The organism is Andreprevotia sp. IGB-42 (assembly GCF_009848685.1).
Lineage (GTDB): Bacteria > Pseudomonadota > Gammaproteobacteria > Burkholderiales > Chitinibacteraceae > Andreprevotia.
This window is the reverse complement of record NZ_WXTX01000010.1, coordinates 127,789-152,842: the sequence shown is the minus strand read 5'-3', so window position 1 is coordinate 152,842 and position 25,054 is coordinate 127,789. Positions and strand designations below refer to the sequence as shown.

The following is a 25,054-nucleotide window of genomic DNA, read 5'->3' as shown; positions in this document are numbered from 1 at the left end:
AGTGAGCACACTGGCAGGCAAACATATCTGGGTCACACGCCCGGCGGGCCAGGCGGCCGCGCTGAATGCGCTGCTGCAGGATGCCGGCGCATTGCCGGTGGCCATGCCGCTGCTGCGCATTGCGCCCCCCGCCAATGGCGCGCCGCTGGCACGCGCGCTGGCAGGGCTGGATGCATTCGATCTGGCGGCATTTGTGAGCCCCTCTGCCATCGATGCGGTCTTCGCCGCATTGGCAAGGCCATGGCCGGCCTGGCTGCCGGCAGCCGTGGTGGGGCCGGGTAGCGCGGCGCGCGCGCGCGAATGCGGCATCGGCACCCTGATCTCGCCGGAAACACGCTTCGATAGCGAAGGCCTGCTTGCCGAGCCGGCCATGCACGCCTTTACCGGCAAGCGCATCGTGCTGTTCCGGGGCGAAAGTGGCCGCGAGCTACTGGTTGAAGGGCTGGCGACAATGGCCGGTAATCTGACCATCGTGCCCGCGTATCGCCGGCTGCCACCGCAGCTGGATGATGCCGGGGTTGCCGCTGCGCTTGCCGCAGGCTGTGATGCGATCATCATCAGCAGCTCGGAAGCCGCGCAACACCTGTTCGCAGCGGTTGGAGCCACCACGCGCGAGCAGCTACAATCGGTGCACTATTTTGCGCCGCACCCCCGTATCGTTGCGGCGCTCACGCAACACGGCGCACGCAACGTCATCCTCAGCCAGGCCGGTGATGCCGGCATCGTTGCCACGCTGGACAGCCATTTCGCGGAACCGCCCAAGTCATGACCCTAGAAGCCTCGCTCTCCGCTGCCATTGCCCCCAAGCCCGCACCGGCACGCAAAACGCTGTCGTTGCCACTCATCCTGTCGCTGGTTGCACTGGCGGCCGCAGGCGCGCTGGCATGGCAGCAGCACCGGATCAACAAGGATCTCAGGCAAACCTATACACAGCAAGGCACGCTGTTGCAACACGCCCAGGGGCGTGAACAGGCTGCACACGAACAACTGCAGGCGCTGCAGCGCGAAGTGGCCCTGCTGGGCGCAAAGCAGGCAGAAGCGCAGAACCAGCAGGCTACCCTGTCAGCGATGTATGACTCGGTGACCCGTTCGGACAGCCAGCGCATCCTGCTGGAAGCCGAGCAGGCCCTCACCTACGCCAGCCAGCAACTGCAGCTGTCCGGACGCAGCGATGTGGCGCTGTCCACGCTGGCGGCACTCGATAGCCAGCTGCTGTCACTGAACCGGCCCGAGCTGATCAACGTGCGCAAGGCGATCTCCCAGGATTTCGAGGCGCTCAAGGCCATGCCGGTGGTCGATACGGTCGGCATCGCCGCCAGGCTCGACAGCCTGATCGATGAGCTCGACGCCATTCCGTTGCATATCGACAACCAGCGCGACCCGCGCGCGGAGCGCGTGGTGCCCACCGAAGGCAATGTGCTGCAACGCTTCGCGAGCGAAGTGTGGGGTGAGCTCAAGCAACTGATCCAGATCCGCCGCATGGATCGGGCCGACAGCGTGCTGCTGACACCGGAACAGACCTTGCTGCTGCGCGAGAACATGAAGCTGCGCCTGCTGGATGCACGCAGCGCAGTGATTGCGCGCAATCCGCCCATCTATCGCGCCGACCTTGCCGCGGTGGGCCAATACCTGGGCCGCTACTTCGATCCGCAGGCACCTCAGACCAAACACGTGCGTGAAGTGCTGCAGACACTGCAGAAAGCCGATATCGCGCCGTCCGTGCAAGACCTCTCCAGCAGCCTGAATGCCGTGCGCAATGCCCGCAGCGCAGCCCTGAAGGTGAAGCCGTGAAAATCGCATTGTGGTTGACGGGCATCTTTGCACTGGCGGTCGGCCTGACGCTGTTCGTGCAATTCAATACCGGTTATGCGCTGCTGTTCCTGCCACCGTGGCGGATCGAGCTGTCGCTCAATACCTTCCTGGTGCTGCTGATTGTTGTGGTGACTGCACTCTACCTGCTGATCCGCCTGGTGGCAGAGCTTGGCAGCCTGCCACAACGCGTGCGCCGCTACCGCGAAAACAAAGCACGTGAGGCGTCGGTAAAGCTGGAACGACAGGCGCGCATCGCCTTCTTCGAAGGCCGCTACCAGCGCGCCGAGCGGCTGGCTGCAGACGCCTTTGCCGCCTCGGGCAAGGACAAGGAGGCGTTTGCCGTCAACGGCCTGCTGGCCGCGCGCGCAGCGCATGCGATGCGTGATTTCGGCCGCCGCGACAAACACTTCACCAAGCTGCGCGAACAGTTGGGGCCGCAGCATCTGTCACTGGCAATGACCATGGCCGAACTGTACCTGGACGAACGGCGCTACGCCGATGCCGATCTGGCACTCAACGAAGTCAAAGCGATCTCGCCCAAACTCACTGCCGGCCTCAAGCTGGAATTGCGCCTGCGCCAGCGCGAAAACCGCCCGGATCTGGTTGCCAAACTGGCCGAGCAACTGGAAAAAAGTGATGCCATCGATGCCGATCAGGCGCGGCGCATCCGCACCCAGGCGCACCTGACCATGCTGGCCGGCAAGCCCATGAGCGCGCAGGAACTCAAAGTCTGGTGGAACAAGCTGCCGGCAGACGAGCGCAGCAGCCCGCAACTGGTAGGCGCCATTGCCAGGGCATTGTGCGAGCAAGGTGCGGACGCCATTGCACGTGAAGTGCTGGAAGCGGCCCTGGGTGACGAATGGGCCAGCGAACTGGCCGGCCTGTACGGCCAGCTGACGCTGGATGGCGACAACCAGATCGCCCAGTTGCAACTGGCGGAGCGCTGGCTGCAGCAACACCCGCGCGATCACGCATTGCTGCTGACGCTGGGCCGCCTGTGCCGCAAGCGCGCGTTGTGGGGCAAGGCGCAAACGTATCTGGAAGCCAGCCTGTCGGTCAAAGCCACTGCGGTCGCGCATGTGGAACTGGCTGCCATGCTGGAAGGGCTGGACAAGTTCGAGGAAGCCAACCGGCATTACCGCGCCAGCCTGGCATTGTCGTTGCCGGAAAGCACGTCACCCTCGTTGCTGGGCGTACCGTACTGATCGGCTCACCGCAATATTGATGTGGTCACAACCCATGAAAAAACAGCCTTCGAATGAAGGCTGTTTTTTTATCAGGCGTGGCCTTGCGTGTCGGTGCGCAGCTTGGCCTGCGGCGGGCGGGCGGCCGACTGCGGCAAACGGATCCACGAGAATGGCTGGCGATCCCGATTGCGGGCAAAAAAATCCTGCCTAGCTTGCAGCATCGAACGCGTACGGATGACTCTGATCATGGCGGGCTCCTCTATCTGATTCGTGCGGATCACCACTCTAGCCGGCCTGTGTGACAGACCGGTTGCGCCAGATCAAATTGACGCTCGTCCATATTACCGCCGGCCCATCACAGCCGGAGCCGCTCTCAAAACACGGCCAACCGGTGCCGGCAAAGCGCGGCCGGGGAGCGCAGACACGACAAGGCGTACCCCAGGTGAGGCCACGCACCGCACAACGCACCCGGCAGGGTTGTGTAACGGCTTTTAGTCCAGTTGCTCTGGCGCGATGCAGGCTTTGAGCACATACAGCACCTTGTGTTCGCGCCGGCGGCGCTGTATCCACCAGATGGCGCCCTTGCGCGTTGCCCATTCGTTTTCGCGCCCGCTCATCAACAGGCTGGCCACCCGCCCTATGGTCGGCTGGTGTCCGACCAGTACGGTGACCCGGCCGTCGCCCTGGGGCCAGCCGGTCACTTCCAGATAGGACGCGGTCAGCGCGCCCGGGTTGATGCGCAGATCGGTTTCGAAACCATGCCCCAGCGCCTGCGCCGTCTGCGTGCTGCGCAATGCGCCACTGGCGATCACGCGCACCTGCTCGCCCTTGAGCTGACCTGCCAGCCAGCGGGCCATGCGGGCCGCCTGCTTGCGGCCTTTCTCGGTCAGCGGTCGGGCGAGGTCATCGTGACCGTCTTCTGCTTCGGCGTGTCGCCAGAGTATCAAATCCATAATTGTCGTTATCGGCAGTCAAAGAAAACGCCCGACTTTGCAGCCGGGCGCTGATGATGGATCTTAGAAGAAAGCCATCAATGCTGCATAGCGCAATTCGTCGGTTTACGAGCGTTGCTTGGCAGCCAGCTCGCTGAGCAGCATGCCCTGTGCCGACCGTACCTTGCCGCCACGTGCACTCTTGCGGCGATAGCGACCATCCGACTGCATCTCCCACGCCTGGGCATTGTCCACCAGGTACGGACGGATGCTTTCACGCATCACACGGCGCTTGAGCTTGGTGCTGAGGATGGGGAAAGCGATTTCGATGCGGCGGAACAGGTTGCGGCCCATCCAGTCGGCAGACGACAGGTAGATGCATTCCTCGCCATCGGCGTGGAAATAGAACACGCGGTGATGCTCGAGGAAGCGGCCGATGATCGAGCGCACGCGGATGTTCTCGGACAGCCCAGGAATACCCGGGCGCAATGCGCATACACCACGCACGATCAGGTGGATGGTCACGCCGGCCTGGCTGGCCTCGTACAGCTTCTCGATCACTGTCGGTTCGAGCAACGCATTCATCTTGGCAATGATCACGGCCTTGCGGCCGGCGCGCGAGATGGCGATTTCCCGGTCGATCGACTTGGTGATGTTCTGCTGCAGCGTGAACGGCGCCTGCCACAGCTGGTGATGATCCCCGGCCAGGCCCAGACCGGTCAGCTGCATGAACACATCATTCACGTCGCTGGTGATTTCCTCGTTGGCGGTCAGCAGGCCAAAATCGGTATAGAAATTGGTGGTGCGCGGGTGATAGTTGCCGGTACCCACATGCACATAACGGCGCAGCTTGCCTTCCTCGCGCCGCACCAGCAGCAGCATCTTGGCGTGCGTCTTGTAGCCATATACACCATACACAACGTGCGCACCGGCACGCTCGAGCTTGGCCGCCCAGTTGATGTTGGCTTCTTCGTCGAAGCGCGCCATCAACTCGACCACCACGGTCACTTCCTTGCCACGCTTGGCAGCTTCCAGCAGCGCTTCCATCAGCACCGATTCACTGCCGGTGCGGTAGACGGTCATTTTTACCGCCACCACATTCGGATCACGTGCGGCTTGCTGCAGCAAATCCACCACGGGCGTGAAGCTCTGGTACGGATGGTGCAGCAGGATGTCGCCATGGCGTATCGCCGAGAACAGATCGGACTGCTTGCGCAGCTCGACCGGGATGCCCGGCATATATGGCTCGAATTTCAGGTCTGGCCGATCCACCTGGCCGGGCACGTCCATCAGGCGCACCAGGTTCACCGGGCCGTTGACGCGGTAAACGTCGATCTCTTCCAGGCCGAACTCGGCACGCAGGAACTCCTGCAAATGCACCGGGCAGTTGTCGGCCAGCTCCAGGCGCACCGCATCGCCGAACGGGCGCTGGCTCAGCTCGCCTTCCAGCGCCGCGCGCAGGTCTTTCACATCCTCGTCGTCAACGCTGAGGTCGGAATCGCGTGTCAGGCGGAACTGGTAGCAGCCCAGCGCGTTCATGCCGGCAAACAGCTCGTCCACATGCGCATGCAGGATGGACGACAGGAATACGAAACCATTTTCCGAACCGCTGATCTCCGCCGGCATCTTCACGAAACGCGGCAGGATACGCGGCGCCTGCACGATGGCAATACCCGAGTTGCGGCCGAATGCATCGCGCCCTTCCAGCTCGACGATGAAATTGAGCGATTTGTTCAGCACGCGCGGAAACGGGTGCGATGGATCCAGCCCGATCGGCGTCAGCACCGGCATCAGCTCACGGAAGAAGAAATCCTTCACCCACGCGCGTTGCTGCTCATTCCATACGCTGCGGCGCAGGAAGTGCACGCCTTCCGCTGCCAGTGCCGGGAACATGGTATCGCGCAACAGGCGGTACTGGCGCTCCACCAGATCGTGCGCCTCCTTGGTGATCAGGTCGAACGCCTGCTGTGGCGTCAGCCCTTCAGGCAATAAGCGGGTGGGAAACTGGCGGATGCTTTCTTTCAGCCATGCCATGCGCACTTCAAAGAACTCATCCAGGTTGGACGATACGATGCACAGGAACTTCAGGCGTTCCAGCAGCGGGTTATTCACGTCTTCAGCCTGCGCCAGTACCCGGCGGTTGAACTCCAACAGGCCGAGTTCACGGTTCAACATCAGCTGGTTATCGGCAGGCTTGTAAGTCATGAACGGGCTCGATGCAAGAAACTGGGTTCAGAATACCCATAAACGGTGGCAAGGGCACTGCGGTGTTCGCTGTAGATACCCGGCAGCAAAGCCCGCAGTGGTGTGGTTCAGGGCGGCGTTCCGCAGCGATCCGGCAAGCACCATGCTGCAAAACAGGCCGCACGTGGCGGCCTGAATCAATTTATTGCGGTACGTAGCCGGCAACCTGATCGGCACCGCCACCGAAGAAATAGTTGTCCAGCTGCTGCTGCAAGTATTGGCGCGCGCGCGGATCAGCCAGATTGAGGCGGTTTTCGTTGATCAGCATGGTCTGGTGCTTGATCCAGGCTGCCCATGCCTCCTTGGAGACATTGTCGTACAGCTTCTTGCCCATTTCACCCGGCAACGGCGGGAAATCCAGGCCCTCAGCCTCGCGGCCCAGTTTGATACATTGCACAGTACGGCTCATCGCAAGCACTCCAGCACGAATTAAATGACAAAAATATTACATGCGTATGACAAAGCCCATTTTGCCGGCTCCATCACGCAAAGGCCGATATTGTACCCCGTCGGCGCGTCGGCCCGCATGGACGAAAAAAGCCCGCTTGCGCGGGCTGGCTGAGCGGTGCCGGATCAGCTGGCCGTCACTGGCATGATCCACAGCTCCACCCGGCGGTTCAGCGCCCGGCCGGCCTCGGTACTGTTGCTGGCACGCGGCTCGGTCTCGCCCTTGCCATACGAATCCAGGCGCACCGGGTTCACCTGGCGGCCGACGAAATAATCGGCAACCGCACGCGCACGCTGCTCGGACAACTGCTGGTTATAGGCATCCTTGCCCACGTCATCGGTATGGCCGATCACGGTGATCGCCGTCTTGCCATACTGGTTGACCACCTTGGCGATCTTGTCCAGCGTGGTGGTATAGCCACCCTTGATGGCAGCCGAATTGGTATCGAACCCGGTGGCGGACGTCATGCTCACCACCAGCGAGTTATCCGCACGCTTCTGCACCGAAATCTCGCCACGGCCAATCTCCGGCGCCAGCTGCTTCTGCAAATCCTTGGCCTGCTGGTCCATGTAGTAACCCACGCCGGCACCGGCCAGGCCACCACCCACCGCACCGATCAGCGCACCCTTGCCGCGGTTCTTGTGGTTGACCGCCGCACCGACCGCCGCACCACCCACCGCACCGATGATCGCCCCCAGTTCGGTATTGTTCAGATCACGCTTCTGGCCGGTATCGTTGGTGGCGCAAGCGGTGAGGAACACGGCCGGCAGCAGCGACAGGCACAGGGTTTTACGGATAAGAGTCGAGCGCATGGGAAATCCTGATCTGTTGTTGTGTGGCGATTATCAGTGAGCCCACCCTCTGCGGCGACGAAGAAATTCACAACAGACCTGTGTCGCCCGCAACAAACCCCACCAAGCCCTGCAACCCCGTGAATACGTCACTTGGCCTGCACAATGCAGCCAGCATTACTCTGGGGGCATCTGCCACACCGCGCATCAAACCCGACGTTTACAGCGTGGCCGTTTGCTTGATCAGCGGGTGTACTGCCACGATATCTTCCGCCCCCTGCGAGAGCTTGACCGGCGGATTGTCATAGCCCGACAGCCCGGCAGTGGTGAACTTGTGCCACCACAGGCGCACCCAATTTTCGCTGCAGCCTTTGACCTTGTGGCACACCTTGCGCGGGTGGCCTTTGCGCGACACATCTTCTTCATTGATATGCGCGCCCTTGACCGGGTCGTAATCGACCCGCCAGCGCTTGGTGCCCTCCGAATCGCTGAAACCGATGATCTGGCCGATGTTGGCGATCATGTTGTCTTTCAGGCCCACCAGCGGGTGCTCGGTACTTTTGGTCAGGCCCAGGCCACGGCGCGAGCAGGCAATGGCGTCTTCAATGGTCAGGTGTTCGGTTTCGCAATCGATTTCGGGCATGGCGGCTCCTTTGCCGTTGATGGTATGGGCGGCAGAACTGGCTCATTGCCCACATTGCCATACAGATTAGCAAGTTGAGCGCCGGTTTCAACAGGTAGGGGATGGCAACGATCTCCAGCCATGGGCAAGCCCATGCGGTCATCGGCCAACACGCCCGGCACACTCGCGAACCGCCAACAAAAACCCCCGCATGATGACGGGGGTTTTTGCAGTGGCCGGTACGGAATCACACGTTGAACAGGAAGTTCAGCACATCGCCATCTTTCACCACGTAATCCTTGCCCTCGGCGCGCATTTTGCCTGCTTCCTTCGCGCCCTGTTCGCCCTTGTACTGGATGAAGTCATCAAAACCGATGGTTTGCGCGCGGATGAAGCCGCGTTCGAAGTCGGTGTGGATCACCCCGGCAGCTTGCGGGCCGGTATCGCCGATGTGGATGGTCCAGGCGCGCACTTCCTTCACGCCGGCGGTGAAGTAGGTCTGCAGGCCAAGCAGCTCATAGGCGGAGCGGATCAGGCGATTCAGGCCCGGTTCGGACTGGCCCAGCTCGGACAGGAACTCGGCCTTGTCGGCGTCGTCCAGCTCGGCAATTTCCGATTCGATGGCCGCACACACTGCCACCACCGGCGCGCCTTCTGCCTTGGCGTGCTCGGTCACCTTGTCCAGCAGCGGGTTGTTGTCGAAGCCGTCTTCCGCCACGTTGGCCACGTACATGGCCGGCTTGATGGTGAGCAGGCACAGTGCCTTGATGGCCAGCTTTTCTTCGTCCGACAGGCCGGCCGAACGTGCCGGCTTGCCTTCGTTCAGGTGCGGCAGCAGCTTTTCCAGCACCTTGATCAGTGCCTGCGCTTCCTTGTCGCCCGATTTGGCTTTCTTGCCTTCACGCTGCGCGGCTTTTTCCACCGTGGTGAGGTCAGCCAGCGCCAGTTCGGTACCGATGACGATAATGTCGTCGATCGGGTCGATACGGCCGGCCACGTGCACGATGTTGTCGTCGTTGAAGCAGCGCACCACGTTCACGATGGCATCGGTTTCGCGGATATTGGCCAGGAACTGGTTGCCGAGGCCCTCACCCTTGGAAGCACCCGCCACCAGGCCGGCGATGTCGACGAACTCGACGATGGCCGGCACGATTTTTTGCGGCTTGATGATGTCGGCCAGCTGCTGCAGCCGTGCATCCGGCACTTCCACGATGCCCACATTGGGCTCGATGGTGCAGAACGGGTAGTTGGCGGCTTCGATGCCGGCCTTGGTCAAGGCGTTGAAAAGCGTGGACTTGCCGACGTTGGGCAGGCCAACGATGCCGCATTTGAGGCTCATGCTGTATTCCTGTGCGCGGGAGCAGCAACAGGCTGCCCCGAAAAAACGATGATTTTACCGTGACTTAGCGTAACGACCAAACCGGCAATGGCGCACCGGCGCTGCTGCAATCAATCCGCCGGACCAAACTCGACAAACAGGTCATCCGACAACGCTTCCAGATCACGCTGCAGCGCATCCACATCGAAGCCGGCACGCGCACGCAGCACGGCGCCGGCCTGGAACAAGGGATCGCTCGACATCGGTGCCGGTACCACCTCGGTGCTGAGCTGGTCCACATTGACACCGTGCCGTGCCAGCACCTGTGTCACTTCCTTCACGATGCCGATGCGGTCATGCGCGGTGACGGACAGCATCAGCTCGATCGGGTAATCCTCGGCGGCGCCACCTTCCACCACCGACACCTGCAGATCGGCAAGTGCCGCCAGCGAGGCTTCCAGCCCGGCGCGGTGCGCGGCATCGAGCTCAACACGCAGGATGCCGGCAAACTGCCCCGCCAGCCGGCTCATCGAGGATTCCAGCCAGTTGGCCTTGTTGTCTGCCACGGCTTGTGCAAGTTGATCGACAAGGCCCGGCTTGTCGCTGCCGAGCACGGTGAGTACGAGGGTGGTGATGGTCATGGTTTATTCCCCTGATGGCGTGTGCGCGGCGCGCTCACGCGCGTCATCTGATGATGGTGGATGATTGATGACGGCTTCGATCTCGTAGCCGTCCGGGTCGATGATGAAAGCGGCGTAATAGTGCGGCCCGTAATGCGGCCTTGGCCCCGGTGCGCCGTTGTCGCTCCCGCCGTGCAGCAATGCGGAGGTATGGAAGGCATCCACCTGCGCATGGCTGCCGGCGCCAAACGCCAGATGAAAACCCCGGCCCGGTGCCTGCGTGCGCGCACGGGCCTTGATGCAGAAATGGTCCTGCCCGTCGACCAGGCCATAGCCCACCGCGTGTTCATTGGCGAACACGCGCCGGTAACCGAGCGCGCCCAGCACCGCATCATAAAACGCGGCCGAACGCGCCAGGTCGGCCACGCCGAACGACAGGTGATGCAGCATGTGCGGTGCCTGCGACATCAGCCGGCTTGCCCGTCGGCAGCGTATTCATCCATCGGCACGCACGCGCAGAACAGGTTGCGGTCGCCGTATACGTCGTCGATGCGGTTCACGCTTGGCCAGAACTTGTTGTCGCGCACCCACGCCAGCGGGAACACCGCCTGCTCGCGACTATAACCACGGTCCCAGTCGCCCATCACATCCGCCTGCGTATGCGGCGCGCTCTTCAGCGGGTTGGCATCGCCGGCCCAGCTACCGTCTTCCACCCTGGCGATTTCGGCGCGGATGCTGATCAGCGCCTCGATGAAGCGGTCCAGTTCGGCTTTGGATTCGGATTCGGTCGGCTCGATCATGATGGTACCCGGCACCGGGAAGCTCATGGTCGGCGCATGGAAGCCATAGTCCATCAGGCGCTTGGCCACGTCGACCTCGCTGATGCCGGTGGCGGTCTTGAGCGGGCGCAGGTCGATGATGCACTCGTGCGCCACCCGGCCCTTGCTACCCGTGTACAGCACCGGGTAGTGGCCGGACAGCTTGCTGGCCACGTAGTTGGCATTGAGCAGCGCCACCGAGGTAGCCTGCTTGAGGCCCTCGCCCCCCATCATTGCCACGTACATCCACGAGATCGGCAGGATGGATGCCGAACCGTACGGCGCCGCCGATACCGCACTCTGCCCGGCGCTCTCGCCCGGTATCGCACGCACCGCGTGGTTGGGAACGAAGGGCGCCAGGTGCGCCTTCAGGCCGATCGGGCCCATGCCCGGGCCACCGCCGCCATGCGGAATGCAGAAGGTCTTGTGCAGGTTCATGTGGCTGACGTCGGCACCGATGAAGCCCGGTGCGGTCAGGCCGACCTGCGCGTTCAGGTTGGCGCCGTCCATATACACCTGGCCACCAAAGCCATGCACGATGTCGCAGATTTCGCGCACCGCTTCCTCGAACACGCCGTGCGTGGACGGGTAAGTGATCATCAGGCACGACAGCTCGGCCGCGTGCTTTTCAGCCTTGGCCTTCAGATCCGCCACGTCGACGTTGCCGGCTTCGTCACAATCGACCACCACCACACTCAGGCCAATCATCTGCGCGGTAGCAGGGTTGGTGCCGTGCGCGGACTTGGGAATCAGGCAGACCTTGCGGTGCGCATCGCCGCGCGCTTCGTGATAACGCTGGATGGCCACCAGGCCGGCGTACTCACCCTGCGCGCCCGAGTTGGGCTGCATGCATACGGTATCGAAGCCGGTGATCAGCTGCAGCCAGCCGGCCAGCTCCTCGATCATCGCTACGTAACCGGTGGTCTGTTCAACCGGCGCAAACGGATGGATGCGGCCGAACTCCGGCCAGGTGATGGGGATCATCTCGCTGGTGGCGTTGAGCTTCATCGTGCAGGAACCCAGCGAAATCATCGAGTGGTTGAGCGCCAGATCCTTGTTTTCCAGCCGCTTCATGTAACGGAGCATCTCGTGCTCGGTGTGATAGCGGTTGAACACCGGGTGAATGAGGAAGGTCGAAGTACGCGCCAGCGCCGCCGGGATCAGGCCGGGTGCGCTGGCATCAAGCGCATCCACATCCGCGCTCACGCCAAATGCCTGCCACAGCGCAGCCACATCGGCGCGCGTGGTGGTTTCATCGAACGATACGGCCACCGTGCCGGCGTCGACCTTGCGCACGTTGTAGCCAGCGGCTTCCGCGTTGGCGACCAGCGCGGCGGCATCCGCCACGCCGATGCGCAGCGTATCGAACGCAGTGGCATTCTTCACCGCTACGCCGCCCGCCTTGAGGCCGGCAGCAAAAATCGCCAGCAGGCGCGTGGTGCGCTGGGCGATGCGGGTGAGCCCCTGCGGGCCGTGGTACACCGCGTACAGCCCGGCGATATTGGCCAGCAACACCTGCGAGGTACAGATGTTGGAGTTGGCCTTCTCGCGGCGGATATGCTGTTCGCGCGTTTGCAGCGCCATGCGCAGCGCAGTCTTGCCGCGCGCATCCACCGATACACCGATGATGCGGCCCGGCACCGAGCGCTTGTGCTCGTCGCAGGTGGCAAAGAATGCCGCGTGCGGGCCACCGAAGCCCATCGGCACGCCAAAACGCTGCGCGGAGCCCAGCGCGATATCGGCGCCCAGCTCACCCGGCGATTTCAACAACACCAGCGCCAGCAGATCGGTCGCTACCGCCACCACGGCGCCGCTGGCCTTGAGTGCGGCAATGGCCGGCGCCAGATCGCGCACTTCACCATCATCACCCGGGTATTGCAGCAGCGCGCCGAAGACATCGGCACCGGCGGCTTCGTCGAGCGTGCCGATGCGCAGCTCGAAACCGAAGCCATGCGCACGGGTCTTGAGCACATCCAGCGTTTGCGGGAACACGGCGGCGTCGACGAAGAACACATTGGATTTCGACTTCGAAACGCGCCGCGCCATGGCCATCGCTTCAGCCGCAGCGGTGGCTTCATCCAGCAGCGAGGCATTGGCCAGCGCGAGGCCGGTGAGGTCGATCACCATCTGCTGGTAGTTCAGCAGCGATTCCAGCCGGCCCTGGGCGATTTCCGCCTGGTAGGGCGTGTACGCGGTATACCAGCCGGGGTTTTCCAGCACGTTGCGCAGGATCACCTTGGGGGTGAGCGTGTCGTAGTAGCCTTGCCCCAGCAAGGAGGTGCGCACCACGTTCTGCCTGGCATACGCGGCAATATCGGCCAGTGCATCCACTTCACGGCGCGGTGCCGGCAGCGGCAGATCGGCTGGCAGACGGATGGCAGCCGGTACGGTCTCTGCCACCAGCGCGTCCAGCGATGCCACGTTCAGCGTGGCCAGCATCTGCGCCTGCGCATCGGCATCCGGGCCGATATGGCGGGCGATGAATTCGGCGTGGTTTTCAAGCAGCGCAAGGCTGGGGGTCTGGGTGGTGGTCATCGGGCTATCCGTCTAACTAAAAAGCAGAACGCCCGCCCCCGATAAACGATGGGGCGGGCGGCAAGGCAGGCGCGCTGATCAGGCGCCGATCAATTCCAGGTAGGCTGCAGCATCGAGCGTGCCCGCCAGTGCATCAGCATCCACCGGGCGCACGCGGAAGAACCATGCATCGCCATACGGTACCGAGTTGGCGAGTTCCGGCGATGCCACCAAGGCTTCGTTGATTTCCACCACTTCACCGGCGATGGGTGCATATACGTCGGACGCGGCCTTCACCGACTCCACCACGCCGGCGGTATCGTTGGCAGCCAGCTGGGTGCCAACCGCCGGCAATTCAACAAAAACGATATCGCCCAGTAGCTCTTGCGCGTGATCGGTAATGCCGAGGGTGATGGTGCCGTCGTCTTCCTGGCGCAGCCATTCGTGGGTATCGACGTATTTCAGTTCAGCGGGTACGTGGCTCATGGTCTTGTCCTTGCGGGTATGGGTGTTGGGCTTATTCGAATACTTTCTGGCCGTTGCGCACGAACGGCATCTTCACGATACGGGCGGGCTCGTGCTTGCCGCGGATGTCCACGTCCACCAGTTCGCTGGCGGCAACAGGAACGCGCGCCATGGCGATGGATAGCTTGAGCGACGGGCTGAAGGTGCCGCTGGTGATTTCGCCTTCGCCGGCTGACGTGATCACCGTCTGGCCGGCGCGCAACACACCCTTGCCCTCCAGCACCAGCCCCACTTGCTTGTACGCAGGGCCGGCAGCTTTTTCGGCTTCGATCACGCTGCGGCCGATGAAATTTCGCGCCTCTGGTGCCCAGGCAATGGTCCAGCCCATGCCGGCGGACAGCGGCGACACACCATCATCCATCTCGTGGCCGTACAGGTTCATGCCGGCTTCGAGGCGCAAGGTATCACGTGCGCCCAGGCCGGTCGGTGCCACACCGGCAGCCAGCAGCGCATTCCAGAACACGGTGGCATCACTGCCCGGCAGCATGATTTCCAGCCCGTCTTCACCGGTATAACCGGTGCGGGCAACGAACCAGTCGCCTTGCGAGCTGGCAAACGGCAGCCCCTGGAATACCTTGAGGCCATCGATCAGTGCCGCCAGATCCGGTCGGGCTGCCTTTACCTTCGCGATGGCGTTCGGGCCTTGGATGGCCAGCATGGCCAGTTCCGGGCGCTCGGCTACTGTCACGTCAAATGCAGCGGCTTGCTGGTTGATCCATGCCAAGTCCTTGTCGCGCGTTGCGGCGTTGACCACCACGCGGTAATCCCATGCCGTCCTGTAGACAATCAGGTCGTCGATCACGCCGCCGTCTGCGTTGAGCATGCCCGAGTACAGCGCCTTGCCCTCGAAGCCCAGCCGGGCTACGTCGTTGGCCAGCAGCGTTTGCAGGAAGGCCGTCGCTTGCGGGCCGGTCACGTCGACCACGGTCATGTGCGATACATCGAACACGCCGGCATCGCTGCGCACGGTTTCGTGCTCTTTCAGTTGCGAGCCATAGTGGATAGGCAACTCCCAGCCCGCAAAATCAACGATCTTGCCGCCTGCGGCGACGTGGGCATCAAACAGGGGAGTGCGTTGCGGCATGGCGACCTCATCAAAATTTGCCGCAATTATACGTGACTGACAACGCCCCGTAGCGTGCGGCAGATGAATCCCGATGGCTGGCGCAGCTGCGCCCCCACCGCAAGCACTTCAGCCGCGCTGTTGCGCGCGCAGCGCTTCGAGCGCGACATAGGGCTGGCTGGCCCACGCGGCCACTGCGGCGCGCACTTCATCGGTTGCTTCCCTTTGCTTGGCGTCGCGGTCGCTTTCGAAACGCTGCCCCGGCTGCTTGGCGCTGTGGCTGGCGCCGGCCAGCACCGTGGGCAGGTCAGTGTCCGCCAGACCGAACAGGCCGGCCAGCCGCCCGGTCACTGCCCCCGGCAATTCATCGTAATTGAGCGCCAGGCCACCGTATTGCCGGCAATGCCGTGCGCCCTCGGCCAGGATCAGGCCGATGCTGCGCGCAACGAACTGCGCGCGCGACAGCGCCAGCGCAGCATCCGGCGGCAAGGTGAGTGGCGAGGCGCCCAGCAGGCCCGGTACCGTGTGCGTGCCCGGCTGGCGCAGTTGCGACACCACGATTTCCAGCGGATCGCGGTACAGGAAAATCCACGGCGTAGCCGGAAAACACTGCTGCAACAGCGGCAGCTCGAAAATGTTCCAAGCATCGAGCTTCACCACCAGCGCGTGCTCGCTGCCGCGGCGGCGCTGGCCATAGCTGGACAGCAGGCCACGCAACCAGTCCGGCTGGCGGGCGGCGCATTGCGGCGTGTTGTAGTGCGCGCGCAGCAGTGCATCCAGCGCTGCCGGTTCGGACAGCACTGTATGGCTGGGCAGGCGCGACAGCATGCGGGCGATCAGCGTGGAACCGCAGCGCGATGCATGGAACACGAAGGCAGTCGGCGCCATGCCCGGACTGCGCTGTTGCCAGTCCAGCAATTCATCTGCTGGTGTATCGCGGCGGAATGCCAGGTTGAACGGACGCTTGAGTACCTGATCGGTACTGTCGCGGAAAAACGGCTCTTCCAGCGCGTGGCTGCCGAAGCGTGCCCAGTCAATGCGCCAGTCGTCGCCATCCGGCCAGGCGCGGATCGGCAACCAGTCGTGGTAATTCAGTGCGGTGGTGGTCATGCGTTCAGGCCATCCATAGCTGCATCCAGCGCTGGCGGCCTTGCCGCATCGCCGCATGGATATCGTCCGGTGCAAAGTGGTGGCCGTGTACGGCCCCCAGCGCCACTGCCTGTGCCACGAATTGATCGCGCGTTTCGATCGCCATCAGCGCATCGGCCAGCGCGGCATCGTGCGCAACCTGCTGCTGGAATGCGGCAAACGCGCGGCATCCGGCACTGCTGCCCAGCGGGGGCGTACCGGGCAGGCCGTCTGCCACCGCCTGCCGCAGCCACAGGCTGCGCCGGCAATCGAGCACCAGGTGGATGCGTGCGTGCTGTGTGGGATTGTCCACGCGATGCGGGCGCGACAGATCCAGAAACCAGCATTCGCCAGCCTGCATGGGCACCAGCTGGCCATCCAGCAGAAACTCGACTTCCGGGTGGCTGAGCAGCGGGATATGCACGCGCATATCGCTGCCCGGTCCGGCCAGGTCGTAATCCATGTGCTCGCGTATGCGCGCGCCGGGCCCGAGCCGCAGCAGGCGGGCGGCGCGTATCGGTGCTTCGATCTGCGCCAGCACCCGTGCCCATGCCGGCTCCGCGTGGAACGTAGCTGTCGGCTGCGGTTCGCCATCGCCTGGCGCCAACGCGGTATGCGCGCCGGCAGGGGCAATCAGCGCGATGCCGCTCCAGTCGCCGCTGAAATAGCCGGTATTGAAATGCGGCTGCCACGCCTCGGCCGGCAAACGGCTCAATGCGGCCAGCAGTGGCGCGGTATCGATGGACAGGGACAAGCGCGAACACAGGGGCAAGGGTGCAACGTCGGTCATGGCTGGAAGGGCTGAAATGGGCTGGGCTGCAGGTAGCGCAGATTCTAGCCCGGCCACGGCATGCGCATGGCATCAATTGGCGGCCGGCTGCGGATAAGGATGATCCACAGTTTTGAATGCCGGCTACACACGCTAGGCTGTGAGGCACATAGAGAGGGCAGCAGCATGAACTGGATCGATATCCGCAGCGACACCGTTACCCAGCCAACGCCAGCCATGCGCAGCGCCATGGCCAATGCCGAGGTCGGCGATGACGTCTATGGTGACGACCCGACCGTGCCGGCGCTGGAAGCACGCGCGGCAGAACTCGTCGGCAAGGATGCCGCGCTATTCGTGCCTACCGGCACCTTCGGCAACCAGCTGGCATTGTTCACGCATTGCCAGCACGGCGACGAAGTGATCCTGGGCGAGGAAACCCATATCGTCTGGCACGAGGTAGGTGCGGCCGCGGTGATCGCCGGCGTGAACCTGCGGCCAGTCCCCACGCTGCTGGGCGAACTGGCCCCCGCTGACATCACGCGCCGCGTGCGCCCGGCTGGCGATATCCATCTGCCGCGCACCGGCCTGGTATGCCTGGAAAACGCGCACTCCAATGGCCGCGCATTGCCACTGGCCAATATGCAGGCCTGCCATGCAGCCGCCAAGGCCGCCGGCCTGCCGATACACCTGGATGGCGCCCGCGTATTCAATGCCGCCACTGCACTGGGCGTGGCAGCCAGCGAGATCGCCGCCTGCGCGGATACGGTGATGTTCTGCCTGTCCAAGGGGCTGGCGGCACCGATCGGCTCCATTCTGGCAGGGCCCGCCGACTTCATCGACGCCGCGCGCAAGAGGCGCAAGCTGCTGGGCGGCGGCTGGCGCCAGGCCGGCATGCTCGCCGCTGCCGGCCTGATCGCGCTCGATGACATGCGTTTGCGCCTGGCGGATGACCACGCCCATGCCAGACAGCTGGCAGCGCTGCTCGATGGCCTGCCCGGTATCACCGTGCGCCATGATCAGCTCGACATCAATATGGTGTGGTTCGATGTCGCGTCGCACATCGATGTGCCTCGGCTGATGGCCGCGCTACAGACCGCCGGCATCAAGGCCAATCCACCGGAAGATGGCGTGATGCGCCTGGTGACGCATTGGCAGATCGATGCAGCGGCAGTGGAAAAGATCGCCGCCACCATCGCCACATCGCTACGCTGATCAGCCCCTACCAGCCCCGCGGCCAGCACACGCTGCGGAGCGGGTATAGTGCCGGCTTCGCCCCGCAGCCGGTTGCAGCACAATGAAGCCACGCCACTCCCCTTTGCCGCAACGTGATGGCGTGGCGCCCAGCTTTCTGGAGCTGCCCGCCGGTAGCTGGCCCAGCCTGCTCGCTTACCTGATCGAGCGCTTTCCGCATGTGGCTGCCGGAATATGGCAGGAACGGCTGCAACGCGGCGCGCTGGTTGATCCGCACGGCATGCCATACACGCTGGGCAGCCCTTACCTGCCGTATACGCGCATCTGGTATTACCGCGAGGTTCCACGTGAAACCCCGGTACCGTTCGAAGAATATGTGTTGCACCAGGACGATAACCTGGTGGTGGCCGACAAACCGCATTTCCTGGCCTGCATCCCGGCCGGCCGTCACCTGCAGGAAACGCTGCTGACGCGGCTGAAGGTCAGGCTGGGCCTGCCCGATCTGGCGCCTATCCACCGGCTGGACCGCGAAACCGCCGGCATCATGCTGTTCTGCGCCAACCCCGCTCACCGTGGCACGTACCAGAAGCTGTTTTCCGAGCGCCGCGTGCAAAAGGAATACGAAGCCATCGCGCCGTACCGGGCTGATCTGGCACTGCCGCTGGTGCACCGCAGCCGGCTGGAGGAACGCCCGGAAAACTTCACCATGCAGGAAGTACCCGGCGAGGCCAACAGCGAAACGCGCATCGAACTGATCGCAAGGCATGGCGACTGGGCGCACTACCGGCTGCAGCCGCACACCGGCAAGAAGCACCAGCTACGCGCACACCTGTGCGCGCTGGGCATCCCCATCCGGCACGACCCGTGGTACCCGCTGGCCCTGCCGGACAAGGGCGATGATTTCAGTCAGCCTTTGCAGTTGCTGGCCAGAAGCATCCGCTTTGTTGATCCGGTCAGCGGTATCGATCAGTACTTTGCCAGCCAGCGGCAACTGGTTTGGGCGGCGGCATGAAAAAAAGGCCCACCGCAAGGTGGGCCTCTCAAGCCGATTACTATTTGAAGGATGTTACAACAAGCTCAGTGCTTACTTCAGTTTCCACAGGGTCGGTGTGGAGGCCGGGTTCCAGTTGGTACCGACGTACGCGGTATGCGTGATCAGGGCCACGTAATCCTTGCCACCGTAGCTGGCGCAGCTGTTGGCTGCATAGGTATTGCCTTCAACCCACGCTGCGCAGCCACCCGGGACCACGGTCGGTTGTGGTGTCGGGGTTGAAGTCGGCTGCGGCACCGGTGTAGCGGTCGGTACGGTGCTCGGTGCAACGGTCGGCTTCGGTGTTGCGGTCGGCACGCTGGTCGGTACCGGTGTGGCAGTGGTGCTGCCGCACGGGCCGAGATCAACCCATGGCTTGCCGCTGCCGGTGTTGGACGACGGGATGTCACCCTGCGTCCACCAGCTGGCTTGGTAGTTGCGCCCGTTGTAGGTCACCTTGGCACCACCGGAGTACGCGGTGCTGCTGTTCCAGGCGGCATTGCAGCCGCCGACCGGCGGTGTGGTTGGTGTCGGCGGAACCGGTGTCACGGTCGGCACGGTGGACGGACGCGGTGTGACGGTCGGGCCCGTGGTCGGGATGACTGTCGGGCCGGTTGTCGGCTTGGTAGTCGGAACCGCAGTCGGGTTGGTGCCACCGGTCTTCGCCGCTTTGAAGGTCTGGTAGAACTGGTAATCCGTTTGCGGCGTCAGCGAGAAATCGTCCAGGCTGCCGGTGCCGCTGCGGTCACGCTGCAGTGCCCAGAACGACAGCAGGCCCACGCCGTATTGCTTGGCGAAGTTGGCCACTTGCTGTGCATCGGCCACGGTGAAGATCTCGGTCTGCACATCGTTCTTGCCGATCATCGGCGTGATGCCGACCATCGCCCACAGTTCGCTGTCGCTCTTGGTGGTGTAGATGCCCTTGATCTGCGTGAACAGCGAGTTGGCAGCCTGCACCGCCAGATCACCCATCTTCTTGCCGTTGGAGATCGACGAACCGTAGTCCATGGTCATGATGTTGACCACGTCGGTACGCACGCCAGCGGTTTGCGCGCCGCGCAGCAGGTTCAGGCCTTCCGAGGTCAGGCCGGTCGGGTTGGTAGGCAGCGTGAACGAGATGTACAGGTCCGGGTACTTGGCCTGCAGTGTCTTGATTGCTTCGTTACGCACAGTGTTGAGCGAGGTTACCGACAGCTGGCTGCCTTCGATGTCGAAGTCCAGCGCACGCACGCCGGTGCGTTGCAGCAGACCATCGATCAGCGTCGCCATTTGCGCGCCGGTACAGCGGGCTTCCACATAGGTGCCAGCTGCGCCGCCGAACGAGATGATCAGCCGGCCGCCTTGCTGCTGGAACGCGATCACGTCGCTGAGCATGTTGTCGACATCGTTGCTCAGGCTGCAGCCGCTGTTGCCGGTAATGATGAACGCCAGTGTGGCGGCATCCAGACCGGCTTTCTGCTTGGCATCGACGAGGCTGGTGAACTTGTAGCTGCTTTCGCCGTAGCCCCAGGTGAAGAAATACGGGGCGGCTTCGGTTGCCATGGCGCCGATCGAGGCAAAACCCATGGCAAGTGCCACGGCACCGGCTTGCAGCCGGCGCAGGGCGCGGGGTTGCGATTTGCGAGACATTTGTCTCCTCCTTCCATCTATGGTTTTAATATGTGTACGCGCAGTGAGTGATTTCCCGTATGCGCTGCGCAAAACTAGCCGAATGCCATGGCGGACGGAATGTCCGCTTTCAATCTTGATTTGTCTTTATCTCCTCTGGTGCGATGAAATATCAACTGAACCGCCATCTTGGCGTGGAATACCAGGAAGCCATGGCGGTCGCGCCAGCTACGCGTCAGCGTTATGTCGGTGCCAACGATTACGAGGCCTTGTTCTACCGTAAACTGGCCGAGTTCGACGTGATCCTGGCGGGGGTGACCACCGCACGTGATGTGTTTGCAATACAACGGTTGGGCGCGCCCTTCCACACCGTGTTGCTGTCTGCGCATGGCCGTGCGGAGGCGCTGGATGAATCGGGCTGGCAAACGATACGGCCGCAGGATTTCGTGGTGCTGCCCAAGGGGGGCTTGCGTGGTTTCCGGCTGACCGGCGAGGTCTGGCGCTTTGGCTGGTTCTTGCTGAAAGACACGCCGCGCTGGCATGCGCTCAACACGCTGGGCAATGTGGTTTACCCGGACGAACACGCGGAGAGCATCTTTGACGCGCTCTCGCTGCTATGCCGCGAAGTGGAAGCTGGCCACGGCAGCAACGCGAATAACCCGTTTGCCACCGGCGCGCTGTCGCTGACCATGGGCATCCTGTCGCAATCACTGACGGCCGCGCTGGAAAAACCGCACATGGAGCGCCGGCTGCTCACCTTGTTCGAGAGCATCAAGCAGGATGCGCATCCGGACTGGCGCGTGGAAACGCTGGCCAAGCGGATGGATGTATCGCCCGGCTATTTCCACAAGCTGTGCGTGACGCACCTGAAGGTTTCGCCATCGCAACTGTTGCTCAACATGCGCATGGAACGCGCGCTACAGTTGCTGATGTCCGGCTCGGGCAATGTGGGTGAAGTGGCGGCGCAACTGGGTTACCGCGAGGTGGCCAGTTTCTCGCGCCGTTTCCTGCAGCATTTCGGCCAGAACCCTAGCAGTGTGCTGATCACCGGCAAAAAATAACCCGGGCTCAGCCATGCCAGAGCAGATTGAGCGTCTTCTTGGCCATTACGGTATCGGACACCACGGTAACCGGCACGCGCAGGCTGCGATAAAGCCCCTCCAGCAGCGCCGCCACCTGCTGGCATAGCGGCGTTTCACCCGCCGTCTCGATCACCACTTCGCGCAAGCCCTGCCGGCGCGCTTCGTACATGGTCAGGTCAAGCTTGCCCACTTCCTCGAACGATACCTGGCGGCCCCCGTCCGGCAACGCCAGCCATAGCCGGTAGCCATCGCCAAACTGGCCACGCGTCACCTCGATGGCATCAAGCAGGCGCCGCAATTCGCCCGGGCAGGGCACGCCATTGAGGCAAACCTTGAGCAAGGCCGTCTTTTCCACCACTTCGATGCTGAACATGGTGACACCCCTCGCACGCTATGCATGCAGTATAGGAGCAGGCTTGCCATGCCCGAAGGCAAAGCCGTTCAGCTGCGATGATCGGCGGCCGGGTGATCGGTTACGCCGTAATGCACTTGGCCAGTCGGGCCGAAGCGCGCGCCGGATTCGCAATGGCCAGTCTGGTCGTCAAAGAAGAAATCCGGCTGGAATTCACGCAGGAACGGACCTTTTTCCAGCCCGCCGAGGAACATCGCCTCATCCACCTCGATGTTCCAGCCCATCAGGGTGCGGATCGCGCGCTCATGCGCGGGGGCACTGCGCGCAGTGACCAGCGCGGTACGGATCTTCATCACCGGGTTGGCTTCCGCCTGCTTCTGCAATCGGTGCAGCGCCTCCAGCAGCGGGCGGAACGGGCCATCGGGCAGCGGCAACGCTGCTTTGTCGTGCTCGTGCGCGTGAAAAGCCGGCAAGCCGCCGCGCTGGAATACTTGTTCAGCTTCGTCCGAAAACAGCACTGCATCGCCGTCGAAGGCGATGCGGATTTCGTCGGCGTGCGTTTCTGCCGCCTGTACCGACAGCGGATACACGCGGGCAGCGGGGAAGCCCAGCAGGATGGCTTCGCGCACGTCCGCTTCGTTGGCAGACAGAAACAGATTAGCTTTCAGCGGTGCCAGGTAGTGATGCGCCGGCCGGCCACGTGTGAACACGCCGCGCTCCAGCTCCAGCCCGGCGTGCTTGGCAGAGCGGAATACGCGCAGCCCGCTCATCGGGTCATTGCGCGACAGGATCACCACCTCGACCGGCTGCGCGCCGTTCTGGTTGAATGCCAGCAGCTTCTTCACCAGCGGGAAGGCCACGCCCGGCACCGCCGGCGTATCCAGCAGCGACTGCTGCAGCGCCATGTAGGCGGTATCGTCGCTCTGTTCGAAAATCAGGTTTTCCGCCTCGAAATCGAACAGCGCACGCGAGCTGATGGCAACAACCAGTTTTCCGTCGAGAGAAGCCGGCATGGCTCAATCCTTGTTCTGTTTCACCGGGCGTTGCCAACCGGTGAGGGTGACTTGCCTCGCACGCGCCACGGTCAGCTCGCCCGCCGGGGCATGCTTGCTGATCACCGACCCTGCCCCCGTGGTGGCCTGTGCACCGATGGTCACCGGCGCCACCAGCACGTTGTTGGAACCGATGCGCGCGCCATCTTCGATCACCGTGCGGAATTTGTTCACGCCATCATAGTTGGCGGTGATGGTGCCCGCACCGACATTGACGCCACTACCCATGGTGGTATCACCGATGTAGCTCAGGTGATTGACCTTGGAGCCCTCGCCGATGGTGGCTTTCTTCACTTCGACGAAGTTGCCGATATGCACATTGGCCGCCAGTTCGGCCCCCGGGCGCAGGCGCGCATACGGGCCGATCAGCGCAGCAGCGCCCACTTCGGCATCTTCCAGATGGCAGAACGGGTGGATGATTGCGCCATCGGCGATAGTCACATTCTTCAGCACGCAGTTGGCGCCGATCTGCACATTGTTGCCCAGCGTGATCTGGCCCTCGAACACGCAATTGACGTCGATCACCACGTCCTTGCCGTGGCGGATGCTGCCGCGCAGGTCGAAGCGAGCCGGATCCAGCAGGCCTACGCCGGCCGCCAGCAGGGCATGGGCCAGCTCGCGCTGGTGGATGCGCTCCAGGGTTGCCAGTTGCACCTTGTTGTTGATGCCCTCGGCCTCCCAGTGATCCTGCGGGTGCACCGTGGCCACCGGCACACCATCGCGCACCGCCAATGCGATCAGGTCCGTGGCGTAGTACTCACCCTGCGCATTGTCGTTTTTCAGTTCGCCCAGCCAGCCAGCCAGCCGCGCCGTGGGCAGCGCCAGGATGCCGGTATTCATTTCACGGATCTGCGCCTGCTGCGGCGAGCAATCCTTCTGCTCGACGATGGCCTGCACTTCGCCGGCCTCGTTGCGCACGATGCGCCCGTAACCGGTGGCGTCATCGAGAATGTCGGTCAGGATGCCGAGCTTGCCGCCCGCGCTGGCTTCCAGCAACTGCTGCAGCGTAACCAGCCGCGTCAGCGGTACATCGCCATACAGCATCAGCGTGACATCGCCAGCCACATGCGGCATGGCCTGCGCCAGCGCATGCCCGGTGCCCAGCTGCTGCGCCTGCAGCGCCCACGCCAGATCCGGCTGGCCGGCAAATGCCGCCTGCACCTGTTCACCACCGTGGCCGTACACCACCACCAATCTGGCCGCGCCCAGCTTGCGCGCGGTATCGAGCACATGGCCGAGCAGCGGTTTGCCGGCAATCGGGTGCAGTACCTTGGGCAGGCTGGAATACATGCGCTTGCCTTGGCCGGCAGCGAGGACAACGACGTTGAGCGTATTGGTCATGATCAGCAGGGGCGAGTTGAAATGGATGGCGGCCATTGTAGCGCCTGCAGTTGACACGCAAACATCAGGCTGCCGCTGATGCATGCCGGTTTTTGCGTCAAACCGGCGTAATTATGTGGCATGGCACACATGCAGGTTCTGCGTTACCCGCGCGGCATGCTTCATCGCCCACGGCGCATTTGCTTGGGCGCAGGCCCCACCCGGTGAATGGTCGTCCAGCAGGCAATTTGGGGAATAGTCCCGCCCATCCCTTATCGATCCTGGGCAATCCTGCTAAAGCACGCTCTGCGGGAAGTCCCTGCGTTGCGCACCCGGCGCTTCAGAAGGGATCAGAGCGGCGTGCCACCAACCCTAGAACGAGAAACGGAGCAGAGATTTTGGCTTGCGTCTGAAAACCCGATCACAAACAACGCGGGTAGCTACGACGTACCCTTTCCCTTCTGAAGCGCCGAGCAGCACAGGCAAGGCCGGGGGTTTCGGGGAGGGATGTCTGAGCCCGCAGGGCGAGTTACCGACCCGCCGGACTTGCCGCGCCGCGGAAGGCGCCCTGACACACCTGCGCCGCAGGCGCTGCGATAGCGGATCTGCTAGTGGCTCTACAAGCTGC

The 25,054-nt window shown here is 63.1% G+C and carries 24 protein-coding genes; 6 read left to right on the top strand and 18 right to left on the bottom strand.

Annotated features, from left to right (window positions below; all coding sequences use genetic code 11):
* Position 1 precedes the first annotated feature (1 nt).
* The 3 genes from IGB42_RS15960 to IGB42_RS15950 are packed head-to-tail and all read left to right on the top strand — an operon-like array spanning position 2 to position 3,017.
* The gene (locus tag IGB42_RS15960) at positions 2-769 is read left to right on the top strand and encodes a uroporphyrinogen-III synthase (RefSeq protein ID WP_159673436.1); all 768 of its coding nucleotides are present in this window, start codon (positions 2-4) and stop codon (positions 767-769) included.
* Positions 766-1,791 (top strand): uroporphyrinogen-III C-methyltransferase, encoded by a 1,026-nt coding sequence (locus IGB42_RS15955; protein WP_159673434.1) that lies wholly within the window; start codon positions 766-768, stop codon positions 1,789-1,791. The genes IGB42_RS15960 and IGB42_RS15955 overlap by 4 nt, the downstream gene beginning before the upstream one ends.
* Positions 1,788-3,017 (top strand): heme biosynthesis HemY N-terminal domain-containing protein, encoded by a 1,230-nt coding sequence (locus IGB42_RS15950; RefSeq protein ID WP_159673432.1) that lies wholly within the window; start codon positions 1,788-1,790, stop codon positions 3,015-3,017. Before IGB42_RS15955 ends, IGB42_RS15950 begins: the two co-directional genes overlap by 4 nt.
* A gap of 71 nt (positions 3,018-3,088) precedes the next feature.
* On the opposite strand, the gene IGB42_RS15945 is transcribed toward IGB42_RS15950, so the two are convergent.
* The 14 genes from IGB42_RS15945 to IGB42_RS15880 form a co-directional block, all read right to left on the bottom strand.
* Positions 3,089-3,247: a hypothetical protein gene (locus tag IGB42_RS15945; protein WP_159673430.1), complete on the bottom strand. Its 159-nt coding sequence runs from the start codon at positions 3,245-3,247 to the stop codon at positions 3,089-3,091.
* A gap of 243 nt (positions 3,248-3,490) precedes the next feature.
* Positions 3,491-3,952: a histidine phosphatase family protein gene (locus IGB42_RS15940; RefSeq protein WP_159673428.1), complete on the bottom strand. Its 462-nt coding sequence runs from the start codon at positions 3,950-3,952 to the stop codon at positions 3,491-3,493.
* Positions 3,953-4,057: 105 nt separating this feature from the next.
* Positions 4,058-6,136: a polyphosphate kinase 1 gene (gene ppk1, locus IGB42_RS15935; protein ID WP_159673426.1), complete on the bottom strand. Its 2,079-nt coding sequence runs from the start codon at positions 6,134-6,136 to the stop codon at positions 4,058-4,060.
* A gap of 181 nt (positions 6,137-6,317) precedes the next feature.
* Entirely contained in the window at positions 6,318-6,584 is a 267-nt protein-coding gene (locus IGB42_RS15930; RefSeq protein WP_159673424.1) for an oxidative damage protection protein, read from the bottom strand.
* A gap of 164 nt (positions 6,585-6,748) precedes the next feature.
* Entirely contained in the window at positions 6,749-7,435 is a 687-nt protein-coding gene (locus IGB42_RS15925) for an OmpA family protein (RefSeq protein ID WP_159673422.1), read from the bottom strand.
* A 199-nt stretch (positions 7,436-7,634) separates the two neighbouring features.
* Positions 7,635-8,057, bottom strand: a complete 423-nt coding sequence (locus tag IGB42_RS15920; protein ID WP_159673420.1) for a hypothetical protein — start codon at positions 8,055-8,057, stop codon at positions 7,635-7,637.
* 226 nt (positions 8,058-8,283) lie between these two features.
* Entirely contained in the window at positions 8,284-9,375 is a 1,092-nt protein-coding gene (ychF, locus tag IGB42_RS15915) for a redox-regulated ATPase YchF (RefSeq protein WP_159673418.1), read from the bottom strand.
* Between the two features lie 110 nt (positions 9,376-9,485).
* Positions 9,486-9,995 carry a glycine cleavage system protein R gene (locus tag IGB42_RS15910; protein WP_159673416.1) on the bottom strand — a complete coding sequence of 170 codons (510 nt, stop codon included), beginning with the start codon at positions 9,993-9,995 and terminating at the stop codon, positions 9,486-9,488.
* A gap of 3 nt (positions 9,996-9,998) precedes the next feature.
* Positions 9,999-10,424 (bottom strand): VOC family protein, encoded by a 426-nt coding sequence (locus tag IGB42_RS15905; protein WP_159673414.1) that lies wholly within the window; start codon positions 10,422-10,424, stop codon positions 9,999-10,001.
* 17 nt (positions 10,425-10,441) lie between these two features.
* Positions 10,442-13,327 (bottom strand): aminomethyl-transferring glycine dehydrogenase, encoded by a 2,886-nt coding sequence (gcvP, locus tag IGB42_RS15900; protein ID WP_159673412.1) that lies wholly within the window; start codon positions 13,325-13,327, stop codon positions 10,442-10,444.
* Positions 13,328-13,405: 78 nt separating this feature from the next.
* The gene (gene gcvH, locus IGB42_RS15895) at positions 13,406-13,792 is read right to left on the bottom strand and encodes a glycine cleavage system protein GcvH (RefSeq protein WP_159673410.1); all 387 of its coding nucleotides are present in this window, start codon (positions 13,790-13,792) and stop codon (positions 13,406-13,408) included.
* A 31-nt stretch (positions 13,793-13,823) separates the two neighbouring features.
* The gene (gene gcvT, locus IGB42_RS15890) at positions 13,824-14,915 is read right to left on the bottom strand and encodes a glycine cleavage system aminomethyltransferase GcvT (RefSeq protein WP_159673408.1); all 1,092 of its coding nucleotides are present in this window, start codon (positions 14,913-14,915) and stop codon (positions 13,824-13,826) included.
* Positions 14,916-15,023: 108 nt separating this feature from the next.
* Entirely contained in the window at positions 15,024-16,004 is a 981-nt protein-coding gene (locus IGB42_RS15885) for a sulfotransferase family protein (protein ID WP_159673406.1), read from the bottom strand.
* A gap of 4 nt (positions 16,005-16,008) precedes the next feature.
* Positions 16,009-16,812 carry an aspartyl/asparaginyl beta-hydroxylase domain-containing protein gene (locus IGB42_RS15880; RefSeq protein ID WP_159673404.1) on the bottom strand — a complete coding sequence of 268 codons (804 nt, stop codon included), beginning with the start codon at positions 16,810-16,812 and terminating at the stop codon, positions 16,009-16,011.
* A gap of 165 nt (positions 16,813-16,977) precedes the next feature.
* Here IGB42_RS15880 and IGB42_RS15875 point away from each other — a divergent pair, with 165 nt between their 5' ends.
* Positions 16,978-18,003, top strand: a complete 1,026-nt coding sequence (locus tag IGB42_RS15875) for a low specificity L-threonine aldolase (protein WP_159673402.1) — start codon at positions 16,978-16,980, stop codon at positions 18,001-18,003.
* Positions 18,004-18,085: 82 nt separating this feature from the next.
* Entirely contained in the window at positions 18,086-18,994 is a 909-nt protein-coding gene (locus tag IGB42_RS15870; protein ID WP_159673400.1) for a pseudouridine synthase, read from the top strand.
* A 72-nt stretch (positions 18,995-19,066) separates the two neighbouring features.
* Here the strand turns inward: IGB42_RS15870 and IGB42_RS22605 are convergent, their stop codons facing one another.
* Positions 19,067-20,641, bottom strand: coding sequence for a carbohydrate-binding protein (locus tag IGB42_RS22605; protein WP_159673398.1), 1,575 nt, complete (start codon positions 20,639-20,641; stop codon positions 19,067-19,069).
* A gap of 143 nt (positions 20,642-20,784) precedes the next feature.
* Here IGB42_RS22605 and IGB42_RS15860 point away from each other — a divergent pair, with 143 nt between their 5' ends.
* The gene (locus IGB42_RS15860; protein ID WP_159673397.1) at positions 20,785-21,681 is read left to right on the top strand and encodes an AraC family transcriptional regulator; all 897 of its coding nucleotides are present in this window, start codon (positions 20,785-20,787) and stop codon (positions 21,679-21,681) included.
* A 7-nt stretch (positions 21,682-21,688) separates the two neighbouring features.
* On the opposite strand, the gene IGB42_RS15855 is transcribed toward IGB42_RS15860, so the two are convergent.
* The 3 genes from IGB42_RS15855 to glmU form a co-directional block, all read right to left on the bottom strand.
* On the bottom strand, positions 21,689-22,075 hold the full coding sequence (locus IGB42_RS15855; protein ID WP_159673395.1) for a hypothetical protein: 387 nt from the start codon (positions 22,073-22,075) through the stop codon (positions 21,689-21,691).
* A 68-nt stretch (positions 22,076-22,143) separates the two neighbouring features.
* Positions 22,144-23,067, bottom strand: coding sequence for a 5'-nucleotidase (locus IGB42_RS15850; protein ID WP_159673393.1), 924 nt, complete (start codon positions 23,065-23,067; stop codon positions 22,144-22,146).
* Positions 23,068-23,070: 3 nt separating this feature from the next.
* Positions 23,071-24,483: a bifunctional UDP-N-acetylglucosamine diphosphorylase/glucosamine-1-phosphate N-acetyltransferase GlmU gene (gene glmU / locus IGB42_RS15845; protein ID WP_236822607.1), complete on the bottom strand. Its 1,413-nt coding sequence runs from the start codon at positions 24,481-24,483 to the stop codon at positions 23,071-23,073.
* Positions 24,484-25,054: the final 571 nt, after the last annotated feature.

What these genes read in the sequence shown, in the direction of transcription:
- IGB42_RS15955 (WP_159673434.1), top strand. Translation starts at nt 766, where the DNA reads ATGACCCTAGAAGCCTCGCTCTCCGCTGCCATTGCCCCCAAGCCCGCA.
- IGB42_RS15945 (WP_159673430.1), bottom strand. Translation starts at nt 3,247, where the DNA reads ATGATCAGAGTCATCCGTACGCGTTCGATGCTGCAAGCTAGGCAGGAT.
- IGB42_RS15940 (WP_159673428.1), bottom strand. Translation starts at nt 3,952, where the DNA reads ATGGATTTGATACTCTGGCGACACGCCGAAGCAGAAGACGGTCACGAT.
- ppk1 (WP_159673426.1), bottom strand. Translation starts at nt 6,136, where the DNA reads ATGACTTACAAGCCTGCCGATAACCAGCTGATGTTGAACCGTGAACTC.
- IGB42_RS15930 (WP_159673424.1), bottom strand. Translation starts at nt 6,584, where the DNA reads ATGAGCCGTACTGTGCAATGTATCAAACTGGGCCGCGAGGCTGAGGGC.
- IGB42_RS15925 (WP_159673422.1), bottom strand. Translation starts at nt 7,435, where the DNA reads ATGCGCTCGACTCTTATCCGTAAAACCCTGTGCCTGTCGCTGCTGCCG.
- IGB42_RS15920 (WP_159673420.1), bottom strand. Translation starts at nt 8,057, where the DNA reads ATGCCCGAAATCGATTGCGAAACCGAACACCTGACCATTGAAGACGCC.
- ychF (WP_159673418.1), bottom strand. Translation starts at nt 9,375, where the DNA reads ATGAGCCTCAAATGCGGCATCGTTGGCCTGCCCAACGTCGGCAAGTCC.
- IGB42_RS15910 (WP_159673416.1), bottom strand. Translation starts at nt 9,995, where the DNA reads ATGACCATCACCACCCTCGTACTCACCGTGCTCGGCAGCGACAAGCCG.
- IGB42_RS15905 (WP_159673414.1), bottom strand. Translation starts at nt 10,424, where the DNA reads ATGCTGCATCACCTGTCGTTCGGCGTGGCCGACCTGGCGCGTTCGGCC.
- gcvP (WP_159673412.1), bottom strand. Translation starts at nt 13,327, where the DNA reads ATGACCACCACCCAGACCCCCAGCCTTGCGCTGCTTGAAAACCACGCC.
- gcvH (WP_159673410.1), bottom strand. Translation starts at nt 13,792, where the DNA reads ATGAGCCACGTACCCGCTGAACTGAAATACGTCGATACCCACGAATGG.
- gcvT (WP_159673408.1), bottom strand. Translation starts at nt 14,915, where the DNA reads ATGCCGCAACGCACTCCCCTGTTTGATGCCCACGTCGCCGCAGGCGGC.
- IGB42_RS15885 (WP_159673406.1), bottom strand. Translation starts at nt 16,004, where the DNA reads ATGACCACCACCGCACTGAATTACCACGACTGGTTGCCGATCCGCGCC.
- IGB42_RS15880 (WP_159673404.1), bottom strand. Translation starts at nt 16,812, where the DNA reads ATGACCGACGTTGCACCCTTGCCCCTGTGTTCGCGCTTGTCCCTGTCC.
- IGB42_RS15875 (WP_159673402.1), top strand. Translation starts at nt 16,978, where the DNA reads ATGAACTGGATCGATATCCGCAGCGACACCGTTACCCAGCCAACGCCA.
- IGB42_RS15870 (WP_159673400.1), top strand. Translation starts at nt 18,086, where the DNA reads ATGAAGCCACGCCACTCCCCTTTGCCGCAACGTGATGGCGTGGCGCCC.
- IGB42_RS22605 (WP_159673398.1), bottom strand. Translation starts at nt 20,641, where the DNA reads ATGTCTCGCAAATCGCAACCCCGCGCCCTGCGCCGGCTGCAAGCCGGT.
- IGB42_RS15860 (WP_159673397.1), top strand. Translation starts at nt 20,785, where the DNA reads ATGAAATATCAACTGAACCGCCATCTTGGCGTGGAATACCAGGAAGCC.
- IGB42_RS15855 (WP_159673395.1), bottom strand. Translation starts at nt 22,075, where the DNA reads ATGTTCAGCATCGAAGTGGTGGAAAAGACGGCCTTGCTCAAGGTTTGC.
- IGB42_RS15850 (WP_159673393.1), bottom strand. Translation starts at nt 23,067, where the DNA reads ATGCCGGCTTCTCTCGACGGAAAACTGGTTGTTGCCATCAGCTCGCGT.
- glmU (WP_236822607.1), bottom strand. Translation starts at nt 24,483, where the DNA reads ATGGCCGCCATCCATTTCAACTCGCCCCTGCTGATCATGACCAATACG.